The organism is Amycolatopsis pigmentata (assembly GCF_042684065.1).
GTDB classification, from domain to species: domain Bacteria; phylum Actinomycetota; class Actinomycetes; order Mycobacteriales; family Pseudonocardiaceae; genus Amycolatopsis_E; species Amycolatopsis_E pigmentata.
The window spans coordinates 639,254-660,818 of the sequence record NZ_JBHUKR010000021.1 but is presented as its reverse complement, the minus strand read 5'-3'; the positions used below and the strand labels follow the sequence as shown (position 1 = coordinate 660,818).

At 67.1% G+C, this 21,565-nt stretch carries 21 protein-coding genes and 1 tRNA gene; 6 read left to right on the top strand and 16 right to left on the bottom strand.

From position 1 onward, the window contains the following. Nucleotides 1-13: 13 nt before the first annotated feature. Nucleotides 14-1,282: a glycosyltransferase gene (locus ACFSXZ_RS34385; RefSeq protein WP_378269985.1), complete on the bottom strand. Its 1,269-nt coding sequence runs from the start codon at nt 1,280-1,282 to the stop codon at nt 14-16. Further along, on the bottom strand, nt 1,279-1,659 hold the full coding sequence (locus tag ACFSXZ_RS34380) for a hypothetical protein (RefSeq protein WP_378269983.1): 381 nt from the start codon (nt 1,657-1,659) through the stop codon (nt 1,279-1,281). Before ACFSXZ_RS34380 ends, ACFSXZ_RS34385 begins: the two co-directional genes overlap by 4 nt. Nucleotides 1,660-1,832: 173 nt before the next feature. Here ACFSXZ_RS34380 and ACFSXZ_RS34375 point away from each other — a divergent pair, with 173 nt between their 5' ends. After that, nucleotides 1,833-2,927, top strand: coding sequence for a CaiB/BaiF CoA transferase family protein (locus ACFSXZ_RS34375; RefSeq protein WP_378269981.1), 1,095 nt, complete (start codon nt 1,833-1,835; stop codon nt 2,925-2,927). 53 nt (nt 2,928-2,980) lie between these two features. On the opposite strand, the gene ACFSXZ_RS34370 is transcribed toward ACFSXZ_RS34375, so the two are convergent. The 4 genes from ACFSXZ_RS34370 to ACFSXZ_RS34355 all read right to left on the bottom strand — a co-directional run bounded on the left by ACFSXZ_RS34370 (nt 2,981) and on the right by ACFSXZ_RS34355 (nt 6,482). Further along, the gene (locus ACFSXZ_RS34370) at nt 2,981-3,643 is read right to left on the bottom strand and encodes an oxygenase MpaB family protein (protein ID WP_378269980.1); all 663 of its coding nucleotides are present in this window, start codon (nt 3,641-3,643) and stop codon (nt 2,981-2,983) included. A gap of 12 nt (nt 3,644-3,655) precedes the next feature. Continuing rightward, nucleotides 3,656-3,913, bottom strand: coding sequence for a hypothetical protein (locus tag ACFSXZ_RS34365; protein WP_378269979.1), 258 nt, complete (start codon nt 3,911-3,913; stop codon nt 3,656-3,658). After that, the gene (locus ACFSXZ_RS34360; protein ID WP_378269978.1) at nt 3,910-6,015 is read right to left on the bottom strand and encodes a (Fe-S)-binding protein; all 2,106 of its coding nucleotides are present in this window, start codon (nt 6,013-6,015) and stop codon (nt 3,910-3,912) included. The genes ACFSXZ_RS34365 and ACFSXZ_RS34360 overlap by 4 nt, the downstream gene beginning before the upstream one ends. Nucleotides 6,016-6,092: 77 nt before the next feature. Continuing rightward, on the bottom strand, nt 6,093-6,482 hold the full coding sequence (locus ACFSXZ_RS34355) for a hypothetical protein (RefSeq protein ID WP_378269976.1): 390 nt from the start codon (nt 6,480-6,482) through the stop codon (nt 6,093-6,095). 324 nt (nt 6,483-6,806) lie between these two features. On the opposite strand from ACFSXZ_RS34355, the gene ACFSXZ_RS34350 reads away from it, so the two are divergent. Beyond that, nucleotides 6,807-9,176, top strand: a complete 2,370-nt coding sequence (locus ACFSXZ_RS34350) for an HAD-IC family P-type ATPase (protein WP_378269974.1) — start codon at nt 6,807-6,809, stop codon at nt 9,174-9,176. Between the two features lie 110 nt (nt 9,177-9,286). Further along, nucleotides 9,287-9,691, top strand: coding sequence for a VOC family protein (locus tag ACFSXZ_RS34345; RefSeq protein WP_378269973.1), 405 nt, complete (start codon nt 9,287-9,289; stop codon nt 9,689-9,691). A 10-nt stretch (nt 9,692-9,701) separates the two neighbouring features. Here the strand turns inward: ACFSXZ_RS34345 and ACFSXZ_RS34340 are convergent, their stop codons facing one another. Further along, complete coding sequence (locus ACFSXZ_RS34340) at nt 9,702-10,073, bottom strand: hypothetical protein (protein ID WP_378269971.1); 372 nt, start codon at nt 10,071-10,073, stop codon at nt 9,702-9,704. A gap of 70 nt (nt 10,074-10,143) precedes the next feature. On the opposite strand from ACFSXZ_RS34340, the gene ACFSXZ_RS34335 reads away from it, so the two are divergent. From ACFSXZ_RS34335 to ACFSXZ_RS34325, 3 genes are read left to right on the top strand one after another with little or no spacing between them, the layout of a single operon-like run. Beyond that, nucleotides 10,144-10,434, top strand: a complete 291-nt coding sequence (locus ACFSXZ_RS34335; RefSeq protein WP_378269970.1) for a winged helix-turn-helix transcriptional regulator — start codon at nt 10,144-10,146, stop codon at nt 10,432-10,434. Nucleotides 10,435-10,470: 36 nt separating this feature from the next. Then, complete coding sequence (locus ACFSXZ_RS34330) at nt 10,471-11,178, top strand: SDR family NAD(P)-dependent oxidoreductase (protein WP_378269968.1); 708 nt, start codon at nt 10,471-10,473, stop codon at nt 11,176-11,178. A 35-nt stretch (nt 11,179-11,213) separates the two neighbouring features. Next, the gene (locus tag ACFSXZ_RS34325; protein ID WP_378269967.1) at nt 11,214-12,086 is read left to right on the top strand and encodes a helix-turn-helix domain-containing protein; all 873 of its coding nucleotides are present in this window, start codon (nt 11,214-11,216) and stop codon (nt 12,084-12,086) included. Nucleotides 12,087-12,145: 59 nt separating this feature from the next. Here ACFSXZ_RS34325 and ACFSXZ_RS34320 read toward each other — a convergent pair whose 3' ends face one another. The 9 genes from ACFSXZ_RS34320 to ACFSXZ_RS34280 all read right to left on the bottom strand — a co-directional run bounded on the left by ACFSXZ_RS34320 (nt 12,146) and on the right by ACFSXZ_RS34280 (nt 21,557). Beyond that, a complete protein-coding gene (locus ACFSXZ_RS34320) occupies nt 12,146-12,418 on the bottom strand; it encodes an SHOCT domain-containing protein (RefSeq protein ID WP_378269965.1) in 273 nt (90 codons plus the stop codon). A gap of 329 nt (nt 12,419-12,747) precedes the next feature. Beyond that, nucleotides 12,748-12,821, bottom strand: a tRNA-Pro gene (locus ACFSXZ_RS34315). A 438-nt stretch (nt 12,822-13,259) separates the two neighbouring features. Beyond that, nucleotides 13,260-14,198, bottom strand: a complete 939-nt coding sequence (locus tag ACFSXZ_RS34310; protein WP_378269964.1) for an IclR family transcriptional regulator domain-containing protein — start codon at nt 14,196-14,198, stop codon at nt 13,260-13,262. Continuing rightward, on the bottom strand, nt 14,161-16,254 hold the full coding sequence (locus ACFSXZ_RS34305; protein ID WP_378269962.1) for an acetate--CoA ligase family protein: 2,094 nt from the start codon (nt 16,252-16,254) through the stop codon (nt 14,161-14,163). Before ACFSXZ_RS34305 ends, ACFSXZ_RS34310 begins: the two co-directional genes overlap by 38 nt. 4 nt (nt 16,255-16,258) lie before the next feature. Continuing rightward, complete coding sequence (locus tag ACFSXZ_RS34300) at nt 16,259-17,035, bottom strand: enoyl-CoA hydratase/isomerase family protein (RefSeq protein ID WP_378269960.1); 777 nt, start codon at nt 17,033-17,035, stop codon at nt 16,259-16,261. A 17-nt stretch (nt 17,036-17,052) separates the two neighbouring features. Next, a complete protein-coding gene (locus ACFSXZ_RS34295; protein WP_378269959.1) occupies nt 17,053-18,777 on the bottom strand; it encodes an ABC transporter permease in 1,725 nt (574 codons plus the stop codon). Further along, nucleotides 18,764-19,894 (bottom strand): ABC transporter ATP-binding protein, encoded by a 1,131-nt coding sequence (locus tag ACFSXZ_RS34290; protein ID WP_378269958.1) that lies wholly within the window; start codon nt 19,892-19,894, stop codon nt 18,764-18,766. The genes ACFSXZ_RS34295 and ACFSXZ_RS34290 overlap by 14 nt, the downstream gene beginning before the upstream one ends. Nucleotides 19,895-19,914: 20 nt before the next feature. After that, the gene (locus ACFSXZ_RS34285; RefSeq protein WP_378269957.1) at nt 19,915-20,631 is read right to left on the bottom strand and encodes an HpcH/HpaI aldolase family protein; all 717 of its coding nucleotides are present in this window, start codon (nt 20,629-20,631) and stop codon (nt 19,915-19,917) included. Nucleotides 20,632-20,705: 74 nt separating this feature from the next. Further along, a complete protein-coding gene (locus tag ACFSXZ_RS34280) occupies nt 20,706-21,557 on the bottom strand; it encodes a DUF6282 family protein (RefSeq protein WP_378270097.1) in 852 nt (283 codons plus the stop codon). Nucleotides 21,558-21,565 lie beyond the last annotated feature (8 nt).

Sequence of the window (21,565 nt, the reverse complement as noted above, 5' to 3'; positions counted from 1 at the left end):
AGCGCGGGGCTCACTAGTGCGGCTCGCCGAGTCGGACGAGACGTTCGACCTGGCGTGCCACCTCGGCCGCACCGTCCTCGGTCGCGATGTCGGCGGCGATCGACTTCGCTGCCCGTGCGTAGCGCGGTTCGTCGACGGCGGCGCGGATCGCGTCCGCAAGCCGCTCTTCGGTGAGTTGCTTGAACGGCACGGGCCCCGGGCTGACGCCCAGCGCGGTCAGTCGCGCCGCCCAGAACGGGTGGTCACCGGTCATCGGAACCGGCACGGTGGGTACGCCGGCGCGCAGCCCGGCGGCGGTCGTACCGGCGCCGCCTGGATGCACGACGGCCGCCACGCGCGGGAACAACCACTCGTGCGGGACTTCGCCGATGGTGAGCAGATCGTCGCCGCGGACCGCCAGATCGGCCCAGCCTGCCTGGATGACCCCGCGCCGCCCGGCGCTGCGCAGCGCACCCGCCACGATCGCGCTGATCCGGGGTGCGTCGCCGGGGTCGGCGCTGCCGAAGCCGACGAACACCGGTGCCGTGCCCGCGTCGAGAAATTGACGCAGTTCCTCGGGCGGTGTCCAGCCGGCGGGAACCGATGGCCACCAGTAGCCGACGACCTCGGCGCCCGGCCGCCAGTCGGGTGGGCGTGGCACGACGTGCCGGCTGAAGCCATGCAGCATCGGCCATGCGGTCGCCGCCTGCTCGCGGCGGGTCGCGGCGAGGGTGGTCGGCGGCAGGCCGTGCTCGGCGCGGATTTCGTTGATGTTGCCGAACATCGAGCGCTCGGTGAGCCGGTGTGCGGCCCACGCCGCCCGGTTGCCGAACCGGCCCAGTGATCGGCCGAACAGTGTCGGCGGAAACTCGGCGGTCGGCAGCTGTGGCTGCAGGTGCAGGCCTGCGCTGGGGATGCCGCGCGCCCGGGCGACGTGATAGGCGGCCGCGCCCAAGGCGTTGAACAGCAGCACATTCACCGACGGATCGGCGGCGATCTCGGCCACGTTGGCGTTCGTCTCGCGGATGAACTGCCGTGCGGCGGCGAGCATGTCCAGACCGCTGCGCGAGAACAACCCGTCGCGCGCGTAGCCCTGACTCGTCTCCTCGGCCGCGCCGCCTTGGTCGCGCAGCCGAGTCCATAGTGGACGGAACTCCAGGCCCGCCGCGGTGACCAGGCGCTCGAAGGCGCGGTCGGCGGCGATGGTGACGCGGTGGCCCTCGGCGCGCAGCCGCGCACCCACTCCGGTGCAGGGATCGACGTCACCACGCGAACCGACGGCGATGATCATTACCTGTCTCACGGTCTCCTCCTGATCGCACGGTCGAACAACGCGACGAGTTCGGCGGCGAACGCGGTCAGATCGGTGTCCGGGCGCACCGCCGACTCCAGTACCGCCGCGTCGACGGCCTGCTGGAACATCACGGCGAGCACGTGGGGGTCGAACTCGCCGAACTCACCCGAGCGCTGCCCCTCGATGAGCGTCTGTTCGACGCCGGACGGACCCTCCGCACTCGCCCGCGCGAGCTTGGTCCGGCCGGGCAGCGAACGCGCCTGGTTCCACCCCTCCAGGCCGGCGAGTGCGTGCTGGGGATGCGTGGCAACGAACTCGACGACGGCCTCGATTGAACCGCGCACCCGGTCCCACGCGGTCGACGCCGTGGCCACCCGCGCGGACACGAATTCTACGGATCGTGAACAGGCTGTGACCGACAAGTCCCGATCGGACATGATTCGCCTTGTCAACGTCGGCGGCGGTCGAGTTCCCGTGAAAACGTTCAGCCAGGCTGAACCTGGCCCCCACGCAGGGACAAGTTAGGTTGGGGCGAGGCGTCCACAACGAGGAGGCGATCTTGTCCGGTCCACTCAGCGGGTTGCGGGTGGTGGAGCTCGCGGGCATCGGCCCCGGCCCCCACGCGGCGATGATGCTCGCCGACCTCGGCGCGGACGTGGTCCGGGTCGAACGCCCGTCGGGCGGTCTCCAGGTCGCCGGCGGCAAGCCCGATCACCTGGTGCGCGGACGGCGGTCGGTGGCCGCGAACCTCAAGACCGACGAGGGCCGCGAAATCGTGCTCAGGCTGGTCGCGAAGGCCGATGTGCTCCTCGAAGGCCTGCGGCCCGGCGTGGCGGAGCGGCTCGGCGTCGGTCCGGAACAGTGCCACGAGGTCAATCCCGGACTGGTCTACGGCCGGATGACCGGCTGGGGCCAGGACGGCCCCTTGGCCCAGCGCGCCGGACACGACATCAACTACATCTCGCTCACCGGCGCGCTGCACGCGTTCGGCCGGGCCGGTGAACGGCCCACGGCCCCGCTCAACCTCGTCGGCGATTTCGGTGGCGGGTCGATGTTCCTGGTCGCCGGCGTCCTCGCGGCGCTGTGGGAGCGGCAGCGCTCCGGCCGGGGCCAGGTCGTCGACGCCGCGATGGTCGACGGCACCAGCGTGCTGCTGCAGATGATGTGGGCGCTGCGCGGCGCCGGGGCGTGGACCGACGAACGCGGGGCCAATCTCCTCGACACGGGCGCGCCCTTCTACGACACCTACACCTGCGCGGACGGCCGCTGGGTCGCCGTCGGCGCGCTGGAACCCCAGTTCTACGCGGCTTTGCTGAGCGGTCTGGGGCTGGACGGTGAGGATCTGCCCGCGCAACTCGACCAGTCGGGCTGGCCGAAACTGCGCGCCCGGTTCACCGCGGTGTTCGTCACCAAGACCCGGGACGAGTGGGCGGAGATCTTCGCCGGCACGGACGCGTGCGTCACGCCCGTGCTCTCCTTCTCGGAGGTCGCGACCCACCCCCACCTGGCCGCGCGGGACACGATCGTCACGATCGACGGGGTGCCCCAGGCAGCACCCGCTCCCCGCTTTTCCCGCACTCCCACCGCGACTCCCGCACCCCCACCGGTTCCCGGTGCCGACACCGAAGCCGTGCTCACCGACTGGGAGGCGTAGGCGCGGAACTCACGCTCATGAGTCCCGGCGCGGTGTGCGGATGCCGTCGGTGATCAGTCGCGGGATCGGCGGAGCAGTTCCGGATCGATCTCCGCCGGAGGTCCGTAAGCGCCGAGCTGACCGGGCTCGTACCCGTCCGGGTATCCGGGATAGCTACGGGTGACGGGATTCATCAGCTTGGAGTGGCGGCGGCGCGGAAGCAGACGAACCACCGCGGCACGGATGCGCAGTCCCGTGCGCACCAGCCTGACAACCCACGCTGGGGCAGGCTCGAAACCGAACGCGGTCAGCATCGGCTGGTCGAGCAGGCCGCGTACCGCCATGCCCGCAGCGGGCCGCAACGGCTTGGGGTACCACGAACAGAACAGGTTCAGGGTGTAGGTGCCGACCCGCTGGTTCGTCGGCGAGAAACGGAAGTTCTCCCGCTCGTACTTCGTCTTGAAAGCGCGGAACTCCTCGTAGTCCTCCGGAATTTCGCGAATCGCCATGCGTTTGCCGACTTCGCGGAAGTAATGAAAAGCGGCCTGCCGCTCGTGGTCGTGCAACGGACGCCAGCCGAACTCGTCGATCCAGTCGATCGGGTCGTATACGAAGGTGGACAGCACGTAGCGCATGTCGTCGTTACTGATGGCGTAATGACCGTGCTGGCGGTTGACCGCGCTGAGCGCGGCACGGCCCCGCGGGGAGTTGTAGCCGTGCTCGGCCATTTCCGCCATCAACAGCGACCATCAACAGCGACGTGTCGTCGTAACGTTTCTGCGGCCGCTTCTCGAATTCCCGGTCGCGTCCAGCAGCCGCGAGATACTCGGCACGCAGTAGGTCCGGAACAGGGCGAACTCCAGTGCCCTGTTGTAGTCCCAGGGGAATTCGAAACCGATCGAGATGCGATAGATCTCGTGATGGTCGGCGACCGGGTCGAGCTGCTCGATCCGGCGTAACCAGTAACCACCCATTTTCCGGCCCTCCGCCGACCGCACCGGGTTCACGAAGAGGTCGGTTCCGGAGACTTGGTCCCCCGATGGACCGATTCGAGCAACAACTGGGCGACGTCGCGGACGTCCATGCCCTCACCGGTGCTCTCGCTCTGCCGCTGGACCAGCCCGTCGCTGATCATGACCTTGCAGAACGGGCAGCCGGTCACGATCGTGCCCGCCTCGGTCGCGATCGCCTCGTCCACCCGTTCCAGGTTGATCCGCTTGCCGATCTTCTCCTCCATCCACATGCGCGCCCCGCCCGCGCCGCAGCACAGGGCGCGGTCGGCGTGCCGCGGCATTTCGGACAGCGTGGCTCCGGTGGCGCCGACCAGCTCGCGCGGCGGCGTGTAGACCTTGTTGTGGCGGCCCAGGTAGCAGGGATCGTGGTAGGTGACCGGCGTTCCGCTCTCCGGTGCCACCGGCGTCAGCTTGCTCTCGCGCACCAGCCTGTTCAGGAGCTGGGTGTGGTGCACGACCTCGTAATGCCCTTCGAGCTGCGGATATTCGCGGCCCAACGTGTTCAGGCAGTGAGGGCAGGTCGTGACGATCTTGCGACGCGCGGGCTCACGCCCCTCGAACAGCGCGTTGAGGTTCTCCTTGGTTTCCTGGGCCAGCATCTGGAACAGGAACTCGTTGCCCGACCGGCGGGCCGGGTCGCCCGTGCAGGTTTCGCCGTTGCCCAGCACCGCGTAGTCCACTCCGGCAAGGTGCAGCAGCTCCGCCGTGGCGCGCACGGTCTTGCGTGCGTTGTCATCGAACGCGCCGGCACAACCGACCCAGAACAGGTATTCGACGTCTTCCCCGAGTTCGCCCTCCACGACCGGAACCTCGAAATCGAGGTCCTTGGCCCAGTCGAGACGCTCCGAATTGTTCTGGCCCCAGGGGTTGCCCTTGTTCTCCAGATTGCGGAACAACGTGCCCAGTTCGGTCGGGAACGCAGACTCGATCAGCACCTGATGACGGCGCATGTCGATGATGTGGTCGACGTGCTCGATGTCCACGGGGCACTGCTCGACGCACGCGCCGCAGGTGGTGCACGACCACAGCACGTCCGGGTCGATGACGCCACCGTCGCTCTCGGGGCCTACGAGCGGCACCTCGGGCCGGTCCTGTTTGCCTCCGATGAGGTAAGGCGCCGTCTCGAACAGGTGGTCACGCAGATCCATGATCACCATCTTCGGCGAGAGCGGCTTCCCGGTGTTCCACGCCGGGCACTGGCTCTGGCACCGCCCGCACTCGGTGCAGGTGGCGAAGTCGAGCATGCCCTTCCAGGTGAAGTCCTCGATCTTGCCGCGCCCGAAGACGTCGTCCTCACCGGGATCCTCGAAGTCGATCGGCTTCCCGCCGGATTCCATCGGCAGCACCGGGCCGAGTCCGTCGGGCATGCGCTTGACCGTGACGTTGACCGGCGCCAGGAAGATGTGCAGGTGCTTGGAGTGCAGCACGATGACCAGGAACGACAGCATGACGCCGAGGTGCAGCATCAGGCCGACCGTTTCGAGCACATCGTTGAACCCGGTGCCGAGCGGCCGCAGCGCGTCACCCACCCCGAGCGAGACGTAGGCGCCGGAGTCGTAGGGGAACGTGCCCGCCGCCGCGGACGCGCCCCGGAACAGGAACATCGTCCAGACGACGTTGAAGATCATGAACAGGATCAGCCAGGCACCGCCGAGGTGCGAGCCGTAGAACCGGGACGCCCGCTCCTTGCGTTCCGGCGCCTGGCGGATCCGGATGATCGTGAACGCGATCAGCGACAGGAACACCGCGACCGCGATGAAGTCCTGCAGGAAACCGAGCACCGGCCACCGGCCGATGAGCGGGATGTGGAAGTCGGGATTGAACAGCGCGCCGTAGGCCTCCAGGTACACCGAGGCGAGAATGACGAAGCCCCAGAAGGTGAAGAAGTGCGCGAGGCCGGGCACTGTCCACTTGAGCAGCCTTCGCTGACCGAAGACCTCCACCAGATGCGTCCGGATGCGCTCGCCGACATGCTCGGTGCGCCCGTGAGCGGGCTGACCGGTGCGGATCAAGCGGTAGAGCCACCGCACCCGGGCGGCGGCGAAGGCGACTCCCACCGCGGTGAGCGCCAGACCGAGGATCAACCGAACCACCACGAGTCCTCCGTCGCACATCGTCATCCCGTCGCGGACGGAGATCACGCTACCGCCTAGTAGCTTGCGGGGAAAGTCGGCTACGCCGAGTAGTAGTCGCAGGCTCGGGAAGCGCAGCGCATCTTGCGAATCCGCCAGTACTTGCGGTAGAGCCGCGGCGAGGCCACCCGGCCCGGGTGCAGGCCGAGCCGGTCGTAATGCCTGAAGCCGTAGCGCCTTTCCCACCCGCGTGCCTCGAACTGCTCGGTCGCCCAGCCGAGCCACGCGCGCCGCAGGATCCGGCCGCAGCCCGGCCGCCCGGTCCGCGACACCTGGTTGCAGAACCGGTGCAGAACGCCGAGATTGGGCAGACCGTCAGCGCGCGGCGCCGCGAACACGAGCTGGTCCACCACACCACGGCCGGGATGGCGGCGGTCGCCGGCCAACCGCACCGGGAGCCCACAGTAGGAACAGGCGTCGAGGCGTGCCAAGGGAACCTCCTGGGTCGCTTGCGCTCGCCAGTGTGACCTCTGACACTCCCCCTCCGGAAGGCCCGAAGGTCGGCTCGTTTGTGGAGCAAGGGCTGTTTACTACGAATAGCAGCGTTGAATCGGCAGCCGGCCGAAAAGCGCGTCCGGCCGCGTGCAGCGGCCTTCGGCGGGTGATTCTCGTGGTCGGTGCGCGCCGCTGCCGCCTCCGGCCGAGTAAACAGCCCTTGCTCTCGAACGAAAGCGTTTGCGCGACCCGGTGCGGAGTCCGCATACGATCGGACGCATGGAATGGCCGCGGGCTTGCGACTCCGGACGACGGGCGTCATGACCACCGACCGGCGAGCGGCCGAGAGCGGCCTGACCGCCGCCGAAGTGGCACGCAGGGTCTCCGCAGGAGAGACCAACGACGTGCCGGCACGGGCGAGCCGCACGGTCGGGCAGATCGTCCGCGCCAACGTGCTCACCAGGGTCAACGCGATCTTCGCGGTACTGCTGGCGATCATCCTGGCCACCGGCTCCCCGGTGGACGGCGCGTTCGGCCTCTTCATCATCGCCAACAGCGTGATCGGCATGGTCCAGGAACTGCGGGCCAAGCGGACACTGGACCGGCTGGCGATCGTCGGCCGCGCCCGGCCGATGGTGCGCCGCGACGGCCGCGCCACGGAGATCGGCTCCGAGGAGGTCGTGCTCGACGACGTGATCGAGCTGGGTCCCGGCGACCAGGTCATCGTGGACGGTGTGGTCCTCGACGCGGCCGGGATCGAGGTCGACGAGTCGCTGCTCACCGGCGAGTCCGACCTGGTCGTGAAAAGTCCCGGCGACGAGGTGCTGTCCGGAAGTTTCGTGGTCGCCGGCACCGGCGCCTACCGGGCCACCAAGGTGGGCCGTGCCGCGTATGCGGCCAAACTGGCCGAGGAGGCGAGCAAGTTCACCCTGGTCAGGTCCGAACTGAACGCCGGGGTCAACAAGATCCTCAAGTTCATCACGTGGCTGCTCGTTCCCGCGGGCGCGCTGACCGTGTGGAACCAGCTCTCCGGGCAGCAGCCGCTGAGCCAGGCACTGACCGGGATGGTCGGCGCGCTCGTGCCGATGGTACCCGAAGGCCTGGTGCTGATGGTCGCGATCGCCTTCGCGGTCGGCGTGATCCGGCTCGGCCGGCGGCAATGCCTGGTGCAGGAGCTCCCCGCGATCGAGGGCCTCGCACGAGTCGACGTGGTGTGCGCCGACAAGACCGGGACGCTGACCGAAACCGGCATGCGCGTGGCGGAGGTCCATCCGTTGGACGGCACCACGGAGGTCGCCGACGCCCTCGCCGCGCTGGCCGCCGCCGATCCGCGCCCGAACGCCAGCCTCCAGGCGATCGCCGATGCCTACCCGGCGGCCCCGGACTGGCGATCCGCATCGGTCGCGCCGTTCTCGTCGGCCAGGAAATGGAGCGGGGCGGACTTCCCGCCACACGGAACCTGGGTTCTCGGCGCCCCCGACGTGCTGCTGCCCGACGGTGACGAGCACCGTGCCGAGGCCGAGCGGATCGGCGCACGCGGCTTGCGGGTCCTGCTGCTCGGCCGCGGCGACCGGACGGTCGGCGCGGCGGGCGCTCCCGGCGTGGTCGCTCCGGCCGCTTTGGTGATTCTGGAACAGAAAGTCCGCCCGGACGCGAAGGAAACCCTGGACTACTTCGCCGGACAACACGTCGCGGTCAAGGTGATCTCCGGTGACAACGCGGTGTCGGTGGGCACCGTCGCCGGTTCCCTGGGCCTGTCCGGAGGAGACCACGCGGTCGACGCCCGCACGTTGCCCGCCGATTCCGGCGCGCTCGCGAAGGAAGTCGAGCGGAACACGGTCTTCGGCCGCGTCTCACCCGCCCAGAAAAGGCTGATGGTCGGCGCGCTCCAGGCAAGCGGGCACACCGTCGCGATGACCGGCGACGGCGTCAACGACGTCCTCGCGCTGAAAGACGCCGACATCGGCGTGGCGATGGGCTCCGGCAGCCCGGCGAGCCGCGGTGTCGCGCAGATCGTGTTGCTGGACAACAAGTTCGCCACGCTGCCCTATGTGGTGGGCGAGGGCAGGCGGGTGATCGGCAACATCGAGCGGGTTTCGAAACTGTTCCTCACCAAGACCGTCTACTCGGTCCTCCTGGCGCTGATGTTCGTCGCGCCCGGCCTGGTGGGATTCGAAAAGCTGTCGTACCCGTTCCTCCCCCGGCACGTCACGATGATCTCCTGGTTCACCATCGGCCTCCCGGCCTTCGTGCTGTCACTCGCACCGAACAACGAACGCGCCCGCACCGGTTTCGTGTCCCGCGTCATGCGCTCGGCCGTCCCGGCCGGTGTCGCGGTCGCGGTGGCCACTTTCGTTTCCTACCTGCTGGTCTACCCGGGCTCGGCCGCCCCCGCGCCGGACCTCACCCGCGCGACGACGACCGCGCTGATCACGTTGATCACAACCTCGTTGTGGGTGGTCGCCATCGTCGCGCGGCCCTACACCTGGTGGAAAGTCGCGCTCGTCGCGACGATGGTCACGCTGTCCGCGCTGATGTTCGTCGTGCCGTTCACCCGGACCTTGTTCGCCCTCGATCCCGGCGACTCATCGTTCACCCTGACCGGTTTCGCTTGCGCCGCAGCCGGTATCGCCCTCGTCGAGATCGCTTGGTGGGCCGACGGCCGCTTCCGCCCTCTCGAAGTTCGCTGACGGCCCGGGACCGGCAAGATTCTCGGAGATACCGGACGGCTTCTGTCCACTATTGCTCGTAGCGTCTCCGGTGAACCTCGGCACTCCGCCGCAGAGCGAAAGGAACCACCGTGCAATTCGTCTCCGTCCGCATCATCACCGGCGACATCGCCCGTCTCGTCGAGTTCTACGAGCAGGCGACCGGCATCAACGCCCGATGGCTCGCCGAACAGTTCGCCGAACTCGTGGGCCCGGCGTGCACACTCGCGATCGGCAGCGCCGAGACGATGGCGCTGTTCAGCCCCGGGGCGGCCGTACCCGGGTCGAACCGGACAGTGATCCTCGAATTCCTCGTCGAGGATGTCGACCGCGACTACGAACGGCTGACGAACTCGGCCGCCGCACCCGAAATCGTGCAGAAGCCGACCACGATGCCGTGGGGAAACCGCTCCCTGCTGTTCCGGGACCCCGACGGCAACCTGGTCAACTTCTTCACACCACAGTCCGCCGAAGCCCGCGCGAGGCAGTCCCGCTGACCGTTTCGAGTCAGGAAGACGACCGCCCGCCGTCCAGGACGCGGACGGCGTCGGCGAGCAGGTCGGTCTGACGGAACCAGTCACCGGCGGCGAAGACCACCACGACCCGCTGCACACCACTGTCGGCCAAGAAGGCCAAATGCTCGGCGATGACCTCCGGTCCACCGCTGGTCACAGCGCTCTCGGCGAGATCAGCCGGTACGCCGAACATCCCGTCGGGATCGGACACCGCCCGCGTGATCGCCTCGTGGCCGGGTAGCGAGGGGTCGCCGTGAATGGCCACCATGGCACTGATCGTGATCTCCGGCGTTGTCCGCCCGACGGCGGTGGCCGCCTTCTCCAGCCGTGCTCGCTCAGCACCGACGCGGTCGGGCGGCGCCATGAGAAACCACCCATCGCCATAGGTCGTGGCCCGCCGCACCGCGGCATCCGGTTGCCCGAAACACACGGATGTGTGTAGTACCGCCTCCTGCGAAATCCGGGACCTGCTCGACCGCCTGGCCGACAAGTGGTCCCTGCTGGTCGTCGAGTTCCTCGGCACGGGCGAACGCCGGTTCGGCGAGCTGCACCGGGAGATCGACGAGATCAGCCAGCGCATGCTGACGCTGACCCTCCGCCACCTCGAACGCGACGGACTGGTCCGGCGAACGGTGCATCCGGTTGTCCCGCCTCGGGTCGACTACGAACTGACACCGCTGGGCCACAGCAGGGTGGCCCTTCTGGTCCTAGGGAAGGACAGGTGACTGCCGCGAGCATGTCGCGTGAGTCAGGCTGGAGCCGTGACCACAACACTGATCACCGGGGCCAACAAGGGCCTCGGCAAGGAGACAGCCCGCCGGCTCATCAAGGCCGGGCACACCGTCTACGCCGGCGCACGCGACGAGGCGCGCGGCCGGGCCTCCGCCGACGAGCTCGGCGCTCGCTTCGTCCGAATCGATGTCAACGACGACGCCTCGGTCGCCGCGGCGGTCGCGGCCATCGCAGCCGATGGCGGGCTCGACGTACTCATCAACAATGCGGGTGTGGAGCCGCGGCTTGACGGCAACGCCATCCCGACGGCTGCCGAAGAGACGCCCGAGCTGATGAAGGAGACCTTCGAGACAAACGTCTTCGGCACCCTGCGCGTGCTGCGTGCTTTCCTGCCGCTGCTGCAGGAGTCGCGCGCACCGGTCGTCGTCAACCTCAGCAGCGGGCTGGCGTCGATCTCCGGGCTCGCCGACCCTGCCGGCCATACTCACTTCTACCCTGGCATCAGCTACCCAGCCTCCAAGGCCGTCGTCAATGTCATCACAATCCAGTACGCCAAGCAGTACCCGCGGATCCGGATCAACGCCGTCGAGCCGGGATTCACCAACACCGATCTCAACGGCCGCACCGGCACCCAAACCGTCGAGGATGGCGCCGAGGTCATCGTCCGAATGGCCCAGGTCGCACCCGACGGCCCCACCGGCACCTACAGTTCCGTCCACGGCCCCATCGCGTGGTGAGGCGTCGCGGGCCACTCGATCGAGGAACAGAACCCATGACCGAGAAAGCGAACCGAATCGGCGAGTTCCTGCGCGCCCGTCGCGACCTGGTCACTCCTGAGCAGGCCGGCCTACCTGGGCAGGGCACGCGCCGGGTGCCGGGGCTGCGCCGCGAGGAGGTCGCGAGGCTCGCCGGCATCAGCGTGGACTACTACCTCCGCCTCGAACAGGGCCGCGACTCCAGCCCCTCCCTCTCGGTCCTTGAGTCGCTCGCCGGTGTCCTCCAACTCGACGACGACACAACGGCCTATCTCCTCAGCCTCGCTGAGCCACGACCACGACGCCGGCGGCGTGCGCCACGCCGAGAGTCGGTCCCTGCGGGCGTCGCCATGCTGGTGGCTACGCTTCCCTTGCCTGCGTTCGTGGAGGGCCGCTACTTCGACGTCCTTGCCGCCAACCCACCGGCCACCGCGCTGTCGCCGCGCCTGGTCGTTGGCGGCAACCGGCTCAGAGACGTCTTCCTCGACCCCGCCGAAAAGGATCTCTATCCAGACTGGGAGAGCGCGACCGAGCGACTGGTGGCCGGCTTCCGGCAGTCCGTCGGCACCGATACCGACGACCAGCGCTTCATCGACCTCGTCGGCGAGTTGTCACTGGCCAGCCCTCGCTTCCGGACCCTGTGGGCACGACACGACGTGCGCACACGGGAGGGCGCCGAGATGCGGCTGGAGCATCCGCAGCTCGGCGAGTTGCGTCTCCGGCGCGAGAAGCTCGCCATCAGCGGTACTTCGGGCCAGATGCTCGTCATCTACCACGCCGGCCCGGCAAGCCCGGCGGCCGAGAAGCTCGGGCTCCTCAGCTCCCTCACCGAGAAACCGCCGCAGACGAGGTCGGATCTCCGGGTGACGCCGCCGAGTCCGCACACCTGAGGACTCCTCGTCTCGGATGCATTTCGTCGTGCCGCCCCGGGTCGAATCCGACTGAACCGTCAGGATCCCGGGGTGGAATGGTGCCGGCGAAGCAGATCGAGCCCGCGCTGGTATTCCTCCTCGCTGATCTCGCCCCGGGCGAACCGCTCGGCCAGCAGTTGTTCCGGAGTCTGCCGAGAGGCCCCGAACGAGCCGGTGTGCTGGCTCCTCCGGCCGACATAGCGGACCAGAGCGACGATTCCGGCGATGATCAGTGCCCAGAACAGGATCTGGCTGACGGTCATGAGCGCGAATCCCCAGCCGCCCATTCCATGGCCGTACCAGTACATCATGGCGAATCTCCTTGTCGCGGAGTGTCGTGGACCGCGGTGGCGCTAGCCAGGGTCCGCCGGCCACCGGCCGGACGGCGACGGCCCAACGTCGTCACCACTGGGGCAAAAGGTCCTCCCCACCCGGCAGGCGGTTCTCCGCTCTCCCGTATCGGAAAAGCACAGTCCGCCTGCCGGCTCCGGAACGTGAGTTCCGCCGGATGACTGATTGGCCCGCGGCGATGCGCGAAAAATCGTCGTCCGGCACTTTGCCGCGCAGCGCGTCGGGAAAACGCCGCGTAAATTCCGGACCGAGACGAAGAAGGCCGCACCCGAGGGCACGGCCCCATGTGTCGGGATGACAGGATTTGAACCTGCGACCCTCCGCTCCCAAAGCGGATGCGCTACCAAGCTGCGCCACATCCCGTCCGACGAGCGCACCCCGCATCACGCAGCGCACTCACGACAAGCGGGCGACCGGAACCCGAACTGCCTGGCGGTTCGGGTGACTGTGCGCCCACTCCGCTGACACTTTACACCGGATGCCGACCTTGCCCGGCGGCACCACCGGCCCCGGCGCCCCAGGCCTCACCCGGCTCGCCGGAGGACCCTCCTCCGTCCGCTTCGGCAAGGCGAGCGCGTTCGTCACAGACCGCCGCCCAGGTGAAAACCACCACGAGCGTCACTAGAACGAACTCGTACGTGGTGCTCGCGAAATCGTGACTCGGAGTGATCGTCTCGTCCCAGGAAGCCCCCCACAGTGCCCGTATCGGCGAGTACCGCCTCGATCGCCCAAACACCGATGCCGAGCCTCGACGATGTCGCGTCCGCGCGTCGGAGACGGGTTTTCGCGGTCAGATCGCGGCTAGGAACCGCCTGCGCTCTTCTTCGGCCTGCGGGGAGGTCGCGGAGCGGAGAGGTGCGAACCCAGCAGGTCGGCCTCGATGGCACTGACGGCCTGGAGCATCGCTGGGAGGAAGTCTTCGCGGAGCTCCGCGTGGGTGACGCGACTGGCGTGACCGGAAACGCTCACGGCAGCCAGGACAGCCCCCTCCGCATTGTGCACGGGCACCGCGATGGACCTTATTCCGAGTTCGAGCTCTTGGTCCACAATGCAATAGCCGTTCTCGACGACATCGGCGAAGATGTCACGCAGCCGGTCCGGATCGGTGGTGGTCCGCGGCGAAAGCGGCTGCAGGTCGACTTCCTTCAAATACTCGTCGATCCATTCGTCTGGCTGCTCCGCCATCAGGACCCGGCCCGACGATGTCGCGTAGGCGGGAACCCGCGTTCCGACCTCCATTGCGGTCCTCATGAACCGGCGTGCCGGGACGCGGCTGACATAGACGATGTTGCGTTCGTCGAGCACAGTCATCGAAACCGTCTCGCGGACCTTTTCCATCAGGGCGGCCAGATGGGGGTGCGCGATTTGGGGAAGACCGATGCTCGACAGGTAGGAATAACCCAGCTCGAGCACTTTCGGCTTCAGCCGGAAAAGATGCCCGTCATAATGCACGTAACCCAGTTCCATGAGCGTGCGGAGAAACCGCCGGGTGGCGGCACGAGTCAATTCGACCGAACGGGCCACCTCGCTCAGCGTCAACTCCGGGGTTTCCTGGCCGAACGCGCGGATGACCGCGAGGCCTCTCGCGAGCGACTGAACGAACTCCGAATCTCGCTCGGCCGCTTTGGGCTCGCCCGTCACGCCATCGCCGACTTGAGGGTCGAACATGCCGTCTTCGTCTTTACCTAGGCTCAAGTCTGGTTCACTTTCCGAGATTCGGGCCGACGATACCGAGCGCATCCAGGGCGACGGCCCCGCTCCCCGCCGGTCCAAGGCGTAACGGGTTGAGTTCGATCGTCTCCAGGTGCCGTCCAGCCCCGTGCAGCACTTCGGCCAGTTGCTCGATCACAGCACCGACCACGTCAACCGCCTCCCCCACCGTCATACCGATCGAATCGAGTTGTGCCGCCGCGCCCGTCACCACGAGGGCCTCTCGGACCTGCTCGTCACCGACCGGCGGAAGCAGGATCCGCACGGACGCGATACGTTCCACGAAGGTTCCGCCGACTCCGACGACCGCCACCCAGCCGAATTCCTGGTCCCGTCGTATCGAGACCAAAAGATCGACGCCGTCCCGGACCTGCCGCGCTACCGATACCCGGCAGCTATCACCGTTTCCGGGGACCATTTCTCGCATCGACCGCATCATCCGCGCGGTCTCCTCCTCGACCGCGTCCGGTGATTCGAGATTCAAGGCGACCAGCCCATGCCGGGCCTTGTGCGCCAGCCCCGGCAGAATTCCCTTCACCACGACCGGGTAGCCAATCCTGTCGGCCGCAGCGCGGGCGTGACTTACCTCGCTGACAAGTTCGTACGGAGCAAACGAGATCTTGGAATCAGCGAGCAGTTCGGTCGTCTCGATCTCGTCCATGACCGAATCGTCGTGCCATTCGGCGGCCCGCTCTTGGGGGCCGGCCCGCACTCCCCCGGCGTCCAGGAGATTCGCGGCGACGGCGGCCGCGTCGATCGGCGAGTGGACGACCGCGATACCCGCTGCCGACCAGGTGGCGATCACTTCCGGATCACTGTGGTCCATCACGACGGCGATCACGCAGCTGCCGTCCCGTTCACCGTGCGTGGCGAAATCGGCCACCGCCTCCGCATAGAGCGCGGCGTACTCCTTCGTGGGCGGTGGGGTATACAACATGACCGAAACACGCCCTCGGGCGATCGGCCGCAGGATTTCGAAATTGCGACGTGAATTCGCCGACCCGCCCGCGCCGACGTCCACCGGATTACCCGGCCGCACGAATCGCAGCGACTTCTCCAGCGACTTGACGACCGCCGGCTCGATTTCGGCCAACGGGACGCCACGCTCGTCGAGGGCGTCCACCATGAGCGCGCCGCCCGCACCCGACATGCTGGCCACGAGGACGCCGGAAGATCTGGGAGCGCCCCGCGCGTCCAGCAACGCGGCCGTGGCCGCCAGTTCGGCCAGGGTGGCGCACCGACGCACGCCTGCCTGCTCGAACAACACGTCGTAGACGCTGCTGTCGCCCGCCAGGCGCGCCGAATGCGAACGGGACGCCTCCCGGCCGGGCGCCGAGTTCCCGAACTTGAAGGCGAGGACGTGCTTGCCCGCCGCGCGCGCCCGCCGGCAGAGCTCCCGAAAGCGCTGCCCGTCTCCGACCCTGTCGAGGATCAGCGCGATGACACTCGTTTCCTCGTCGGGGACAAGGAATTCCAGCAGATCGGTCAGTGTCAGATCGACCTCGTTGCCGGTCGAGACGAAAGCACGCAAGCCCCCGCCGCCGCGGGCGCAAAGGTCGGTGACGGTCCCGATGAGCGCACCGCTCTGTGAGACGATCGAGATTCCGCCCGGCCGATGCGCCTCACCGTGCGAGCGATTGATCCCCAGCGACAAACCGGACGGACCCGAATACAGGCCGTTGCAGTTCGGGCCGATGAGACGGGTGCCGTGCTCTCGTGCCGCTTCCAGTAGCTGACGTTCCAAAACCTCGCCGGTCACGCCCGCCTCCGAGTAGCCGCTGGAGACGACGACAACGGCCTTGACGCCGCGTTCGCCCAAACCCCGCACTACCTCGACGGCTCTGTCCGCGCCGACGGCCGACATCGCGAGGTCGATATCGCGCGGTAGCTGCGCGATGCTCTCGTAGGCGGCGACACCACCGATGGTGCCTCCTCGGGGGTGCACCAGATGGATCTCACCGCGGTAACCGGCTTTGCGCAGATTCCGCACGGCGAGGCTCGACACCTTACCGACGTCCGCGCTGACGCCCACCAACGCGACCGATCGCGGTTGGAGCACCGCTCGAGCCAGCGTACCTTCGGGCACGATGTCACCGACCTTCCCATTGAGGAGCGCGCTTCTCGAAGTACGCGCGCGCTCCTTCAGCGCGATCGAGGGATGAATAGGGGTTCGACCCCAGACTGCCTATCCTCAGAGCCGCCGGGACAGGCAGTCCCACGCTCTTGACCATCATTTCCTTCATACGCTGGAGCGAAAGCGGCGCGTTGTCCACGATCTCCGCGACCAGTGACTCCGCGGCCCGCGCCACCTCGTCCGGACCGGCCACCCTGTTCACCAGTCCCCATTTCCACGCCTCCGCCGCCGGAATCCGGCGTCCGGTGAACAGCCACTCGGCCGCCACGCCACGCGGCACCATTCCGGCCAGCACGACGCTCGCGAAATTGGCGGCGAGGCCACGTTTTGCCTCCGGCAACTGGAAGAACGCTTGGTCGCTGACGACACGGAGGTCGCAGGCCAGCGCCAACTCGCAGCCACCGGCCACCGCGGGGCCATTCACGATCGCGAGCGTCGGCTTCGGAACCTCGAGAAGCACCTCGAGCACATTGCGGTGGACGCCTCGCATCGGCAGTGGGCTGAACGCGCCATTCCCGGAGCCACCGCTCTCCTCCTTGAGATCACGGCCGGCACAGAAAACCGCCCCCTCGCCGGTGATCGCCACGACGCGGACCGCGTTGTCCCCGGCCGCTCGTTCGAGGTGCTCCACCAAACCCACCAGGACGTCGTTCGACAGCGCGTTCGCGCGCTCCGGGCGGCAGATCGTAATCCTGGCAGTGCCGCCGGAAACCGTGTAGTGCACATCCGCCACAGAACTCTCCTCGCCCTTTACCAAGACGCCGGAATGTCGGCGCTCCGCGCGACTCGGGTCCGTGCGAAGAGCAGTACCGCGACCAGCGCAAGCATCACCATGGCGACGACCGACACCTGCTCGAGACTCCCGTTCGTGAGCAGATTGATCATGTAAACCGACAGCACGGGCTGGGACGGGGGGTAGAGCAGGACAGACGCACTGAGTTCTCTCAGCGCGGTCACGAACATCAATATCCAGCCGGTCGCGAACGAGGGCCAGATCAGCGGCAGGAGAATCGTCCGGACGGTTCGAATGGCGGAGGCACCATGAACCCGGGCGCTCTCTTCGAGGTCGCTCCCGATCTGGAGGAGACTGCTGTGCACGATCCTGCTTCCCAGTGGGACACCCAAAGCTACGTAGGCGACGACAAGCGCCCAGATCGTCCCGTTAGGAGCGATGATCGGGGGCAGGCTGGAGAAGACCCACAGGAATCCCAGACCCAGCACGATCCCGGGCATCAGCCAGGGCAGCCAGGCCAGGAACTCCGTCACTTTCCGCAAACGCGACCGGCTGTGCATGATCGCGTAAGCGACCACGAACGTCAGGACCATCACCAGCGTGGCCGAGAGTATTCCCAGATATATCGACTGCAGCAGAGCGCTCACGAACCCGCTGTCACCGAACACGCTTCGATAGTGGTCGAGGGTCAGCGCGCTGTTCAAGAAGCCCAGGAACGGGCTTACCGTCCCGTACGCAATACAACCTATCGGCAGGATAGTCGTGATCGCCGCATAAATCGCCACACCGGCGAACGCGACCCACCTCAGCCGGCGCAGGCGTACGATCCGGGGCTGATATCCCTTACCGCTCACGGTTACGAAGGAGGCTCGCCCCAGCACCCGGAACTGCCACAGGATCAACGGGATCATCGCGAGAACCAGCACCACCCCGAACGCGCTCGCGGTCTGATAGTCGGGGAGGATGTTGGAGAAGATCGAGTCGTACATCGCCGTCGTGGCCACCTGAATGTTCGCCGGCGTGCCGAGAACGAGCGGCGTGTCGAAGTTCTCGAAGCCACGGATCAGGGACAGGATCATCGCGCTGGTGAGGACGGGCGCGAGCAGTGGAAGCGTCACGCGACGGAACGTCATCCACCGCGAGGCGCCACTCATCCTGCTGGCCTCTTCCATGGTGGCGTCCATCCTTCTCATCGCCGCGGCGGTCAAGAGGAAGACGAACGGCACCGCCGCCTGCACCATCACCCACATGATTCCGGGAATCGAGGTGATATTGACGATCGATCCCTGCGTTCCGGTCAGCTCGCGCCACAGGGCGTTGATCAGCCCGGACTTCCGGGCACCGAGGATGAGCCACGCGACAGCGGTCACCAGCCCGGGAAGGAAGAACGGCAACACGATGAGCAGTTCGAGGGTTCGCTTGAACGGCAGATCCGTCCGCACGACCGACCAGGCGAGGACGACGGCGATCGCTCCCCCGATCACCGTATGACCGACCGCGAGCACGAACGTGTTCACGAGCACGTCTGCCGAGGTCTGCAGGATGTTCCGGTATCCGTCCAGGTTCAGCCCGGATCCGTCAGCGGCGTCGAAGGACTTGTACCCGATCCACACGAGGGGATAGGCGCCGAGCGCCAGCAGGACGACGCACAGCAGGGCCTGACCCACAGGCAGCGATCGTCGCCTCCGGGCGGGCAGCGCCTCCCCACGTCCGGTGCCTGCGGTCAAGCTAGTGGTTGCCATCGAGGTCACTCCCGCTTCGCACGGCCCAGACCTTGTCGGCAGCGGCACGGACATTGACCTTGGTGCCGACGCGACACTCGGTACACGTTGTGTCGACTTCGAGGACGAAGGTCGTGTCCGCGCACGCGATCGTCACCCGATCCCTGTCGCCCACGCTGCGGCGCGCCTTCACGACGCCGAGCCAGCCGCAGGACATCCCGCTTTCGTCAGGTTTGTCGGTCATCGTCAGCACCCTCGTGCGGATGGCCAAAGTGATTTGGTCTCCCTTCACCAGGTCGGGCGCACTCAGGCAGCAGCCACTCCAGTCGACGCCCGACGCCCGCACCACCTGCGTATCCTCGGACTGGGAGACGACCTCATCGACAACCCCTCGCAGTTCGGTGTTGTATCCGAGGAACGAGGCCACGGTCGCGGTCGCCGGCTGGAGAGAAATCTTCTGAGGCGACCCCTGGTCCAGTATCCGTCCCTCGTGCATCACGACAACTTCATCGGAGAGGACCATCGCCTCCGCCTGGTCGTGGGTGACGTACACCGTCGTCACGCCGACTTTCGCGTGCAGTTCGCGAAGGTCCTCACCCATGCGTTCCCGTAGCCGGGCGTCCAGGTTCGAGAATGGTTCGTCCATCAGGAGCAACTGCGGATCGAACACCAGCGACCGCGCGATGGCGGCGCGCTGCTGCTGCCCGCCGCTGAGCCGTGAGGGGTAGGAATCAGCCTTGTCCTGAAGGCCGACCTGCTCGAGTACCTTCATCGACCGCTGCCGCATCTCGCTTTTCGCCACGCGACGCATCCTGAGTGGATACGAAACGTTCTCGAGCACCGTGAGGTGGGGCCACAACGCATAGCTCTGGAACACCATGCCGATGTCACGCCGCTCTGGTGGCACGAAGGTCCCTTTCTCGGCAGAAGCGACTACCTTGTCTCCGACCCGGATGGTTCCCGCGTCCGGTCGTTCCAACCCGGCGATCATGCGCAGGGTCGTCGTCTTCCCACACCCACTGGGACCCAGCAACGTCACGACACAACCGTCGGCGATGTCGAGAGTGAGGTCGCGAACAGCCGGATTTCCGGTCCCGCCATAGTCGCGCGCTATTCCTTCGATCCGGACTTCGGCCATGGCCGGTTCTCCTTTTCAGCCTATCTCGACACACCTTCACGCATACTCGACGCGGTGGCTTTCGACGCTTTCACGAGCATTCCCGCGTCATTGCCGGCGATGATGAAACTGCATCCCTGTTCCCTGCGCTTCCTGGCGTCTTCCGCGCCCCGTGTTCCGGCGCCGACGGGTACGCCCGCCTTCACTGCCTCGTTGATGGCATGGTCGACGGCATTCTTGACCTGGCTGTCGCCACCGGGGACGCCCATACTGACCGCCAGGTCTCCGGCCCCGACGAAGATCGCGTCCACACCCGGAGCGGCGAGAATGTCCGCGATCTTGTCTATCGACTCCCGCTCCTCGACCATGGCCACGCGCACGGCGTCCTCGTCGCCATAACGGAGGTACTCCGCGCGGCCTCCATCGAGCGACCCCCATTTGCCGGCCCTCGACGAGAATCCCATACCTCGCGACCCCTTCGGCGGGAACAGGAGAGGGCTCATCACGTCCTCGGCCACCGAGCCGTTCGACACGTGCGGGACGAAGATTCCCGCCGCACCCGCGTCGAGATACCGCTGTGCGTCGCCGTATCCGTGATCGGTGACCCGCACCAGCGGCAGCACGCCGAACGAGGAGTAGTTGACGATCATGGTGTACACGTCGCGGACCGAAAGAAGGGCATGTTCGGTGTCGATGACGACGAAGTCGAACCCCGCGCCCGCGACGATTTCCGAAACCTCCGGTGCCGGGATTTTCACGAATGTTCCCACCGCCGGCCGCCCGGGACCGAATTCACGAAGCGATGTCACCTGCTCACGCCTTTCCGATAGGGTCAATCGTCCAGGCTGATCAGCCTGGCGGGGTTGACTGCCGTCATGGTGCGCAGGTCTCGTTCCCGTATGCCGCTGTCGAGAAGCCGAGGCAGCACGCGGCGATAGGCGTCCACCGGCAAAGGGTTTCCGGCCTGGCCGAGATCGGAAGCGAGGGACGTGTGGTCCGGGCCGACGAGATCGATCCACTTCAGGAGGTCACCGAGCGGAAACCGCCGGTCGTTGTCATACATCCCGATCTCGTGCTCGATCGTCGCTCCCAGCTTCGTCAGCTCCACGACCTGCTGCGGATCGGCCTTGGGCACGAAATTGGGGTGGCTGACAATGAGGCGGTCCAGGCCCGCGGCCGCCGCGGCCTCAACCAGCACCAGCGCTCGATCGGGCGCCAGATGACCGGTCGAAAGCGCCGCGCCGCTCTCCTTGACGAGGTCGATGATCGTGTGCACCTCGGGTAACAGCTCGCCGTCGGACCCGAGAATGTCCACTTCATTGCTGGCGAGTACCCCGCGCGACTGAAAATGGCGACGAAGCCCCTCGTTGGACGACGCGTGATCGAGGTGAGCGGCCGACGAAATAGTCGGAAACCAGATGATCCGGCCGCCCATCTTCAGGCTCAGGTCGGCAGCGTGCGGATTCACTCCCCCGACGGGACTGTTGAGCGCGACCCCACCGAAAACGCTCGTCTTGATACGAGCGAGCGCGGGTTCCATCGCGTGCACGTCGAACGCCGTGTCGTGATAGTGACACTTGACGACAACGGCCCGCATCCCTGCCTCGGCAGCCATCCGAGCCGCTTCGACATGGGTCAAGTGACGCGGCATCGGCGACGGTCCGGAGTGGCAGTGGAGGTCCACGACACCTT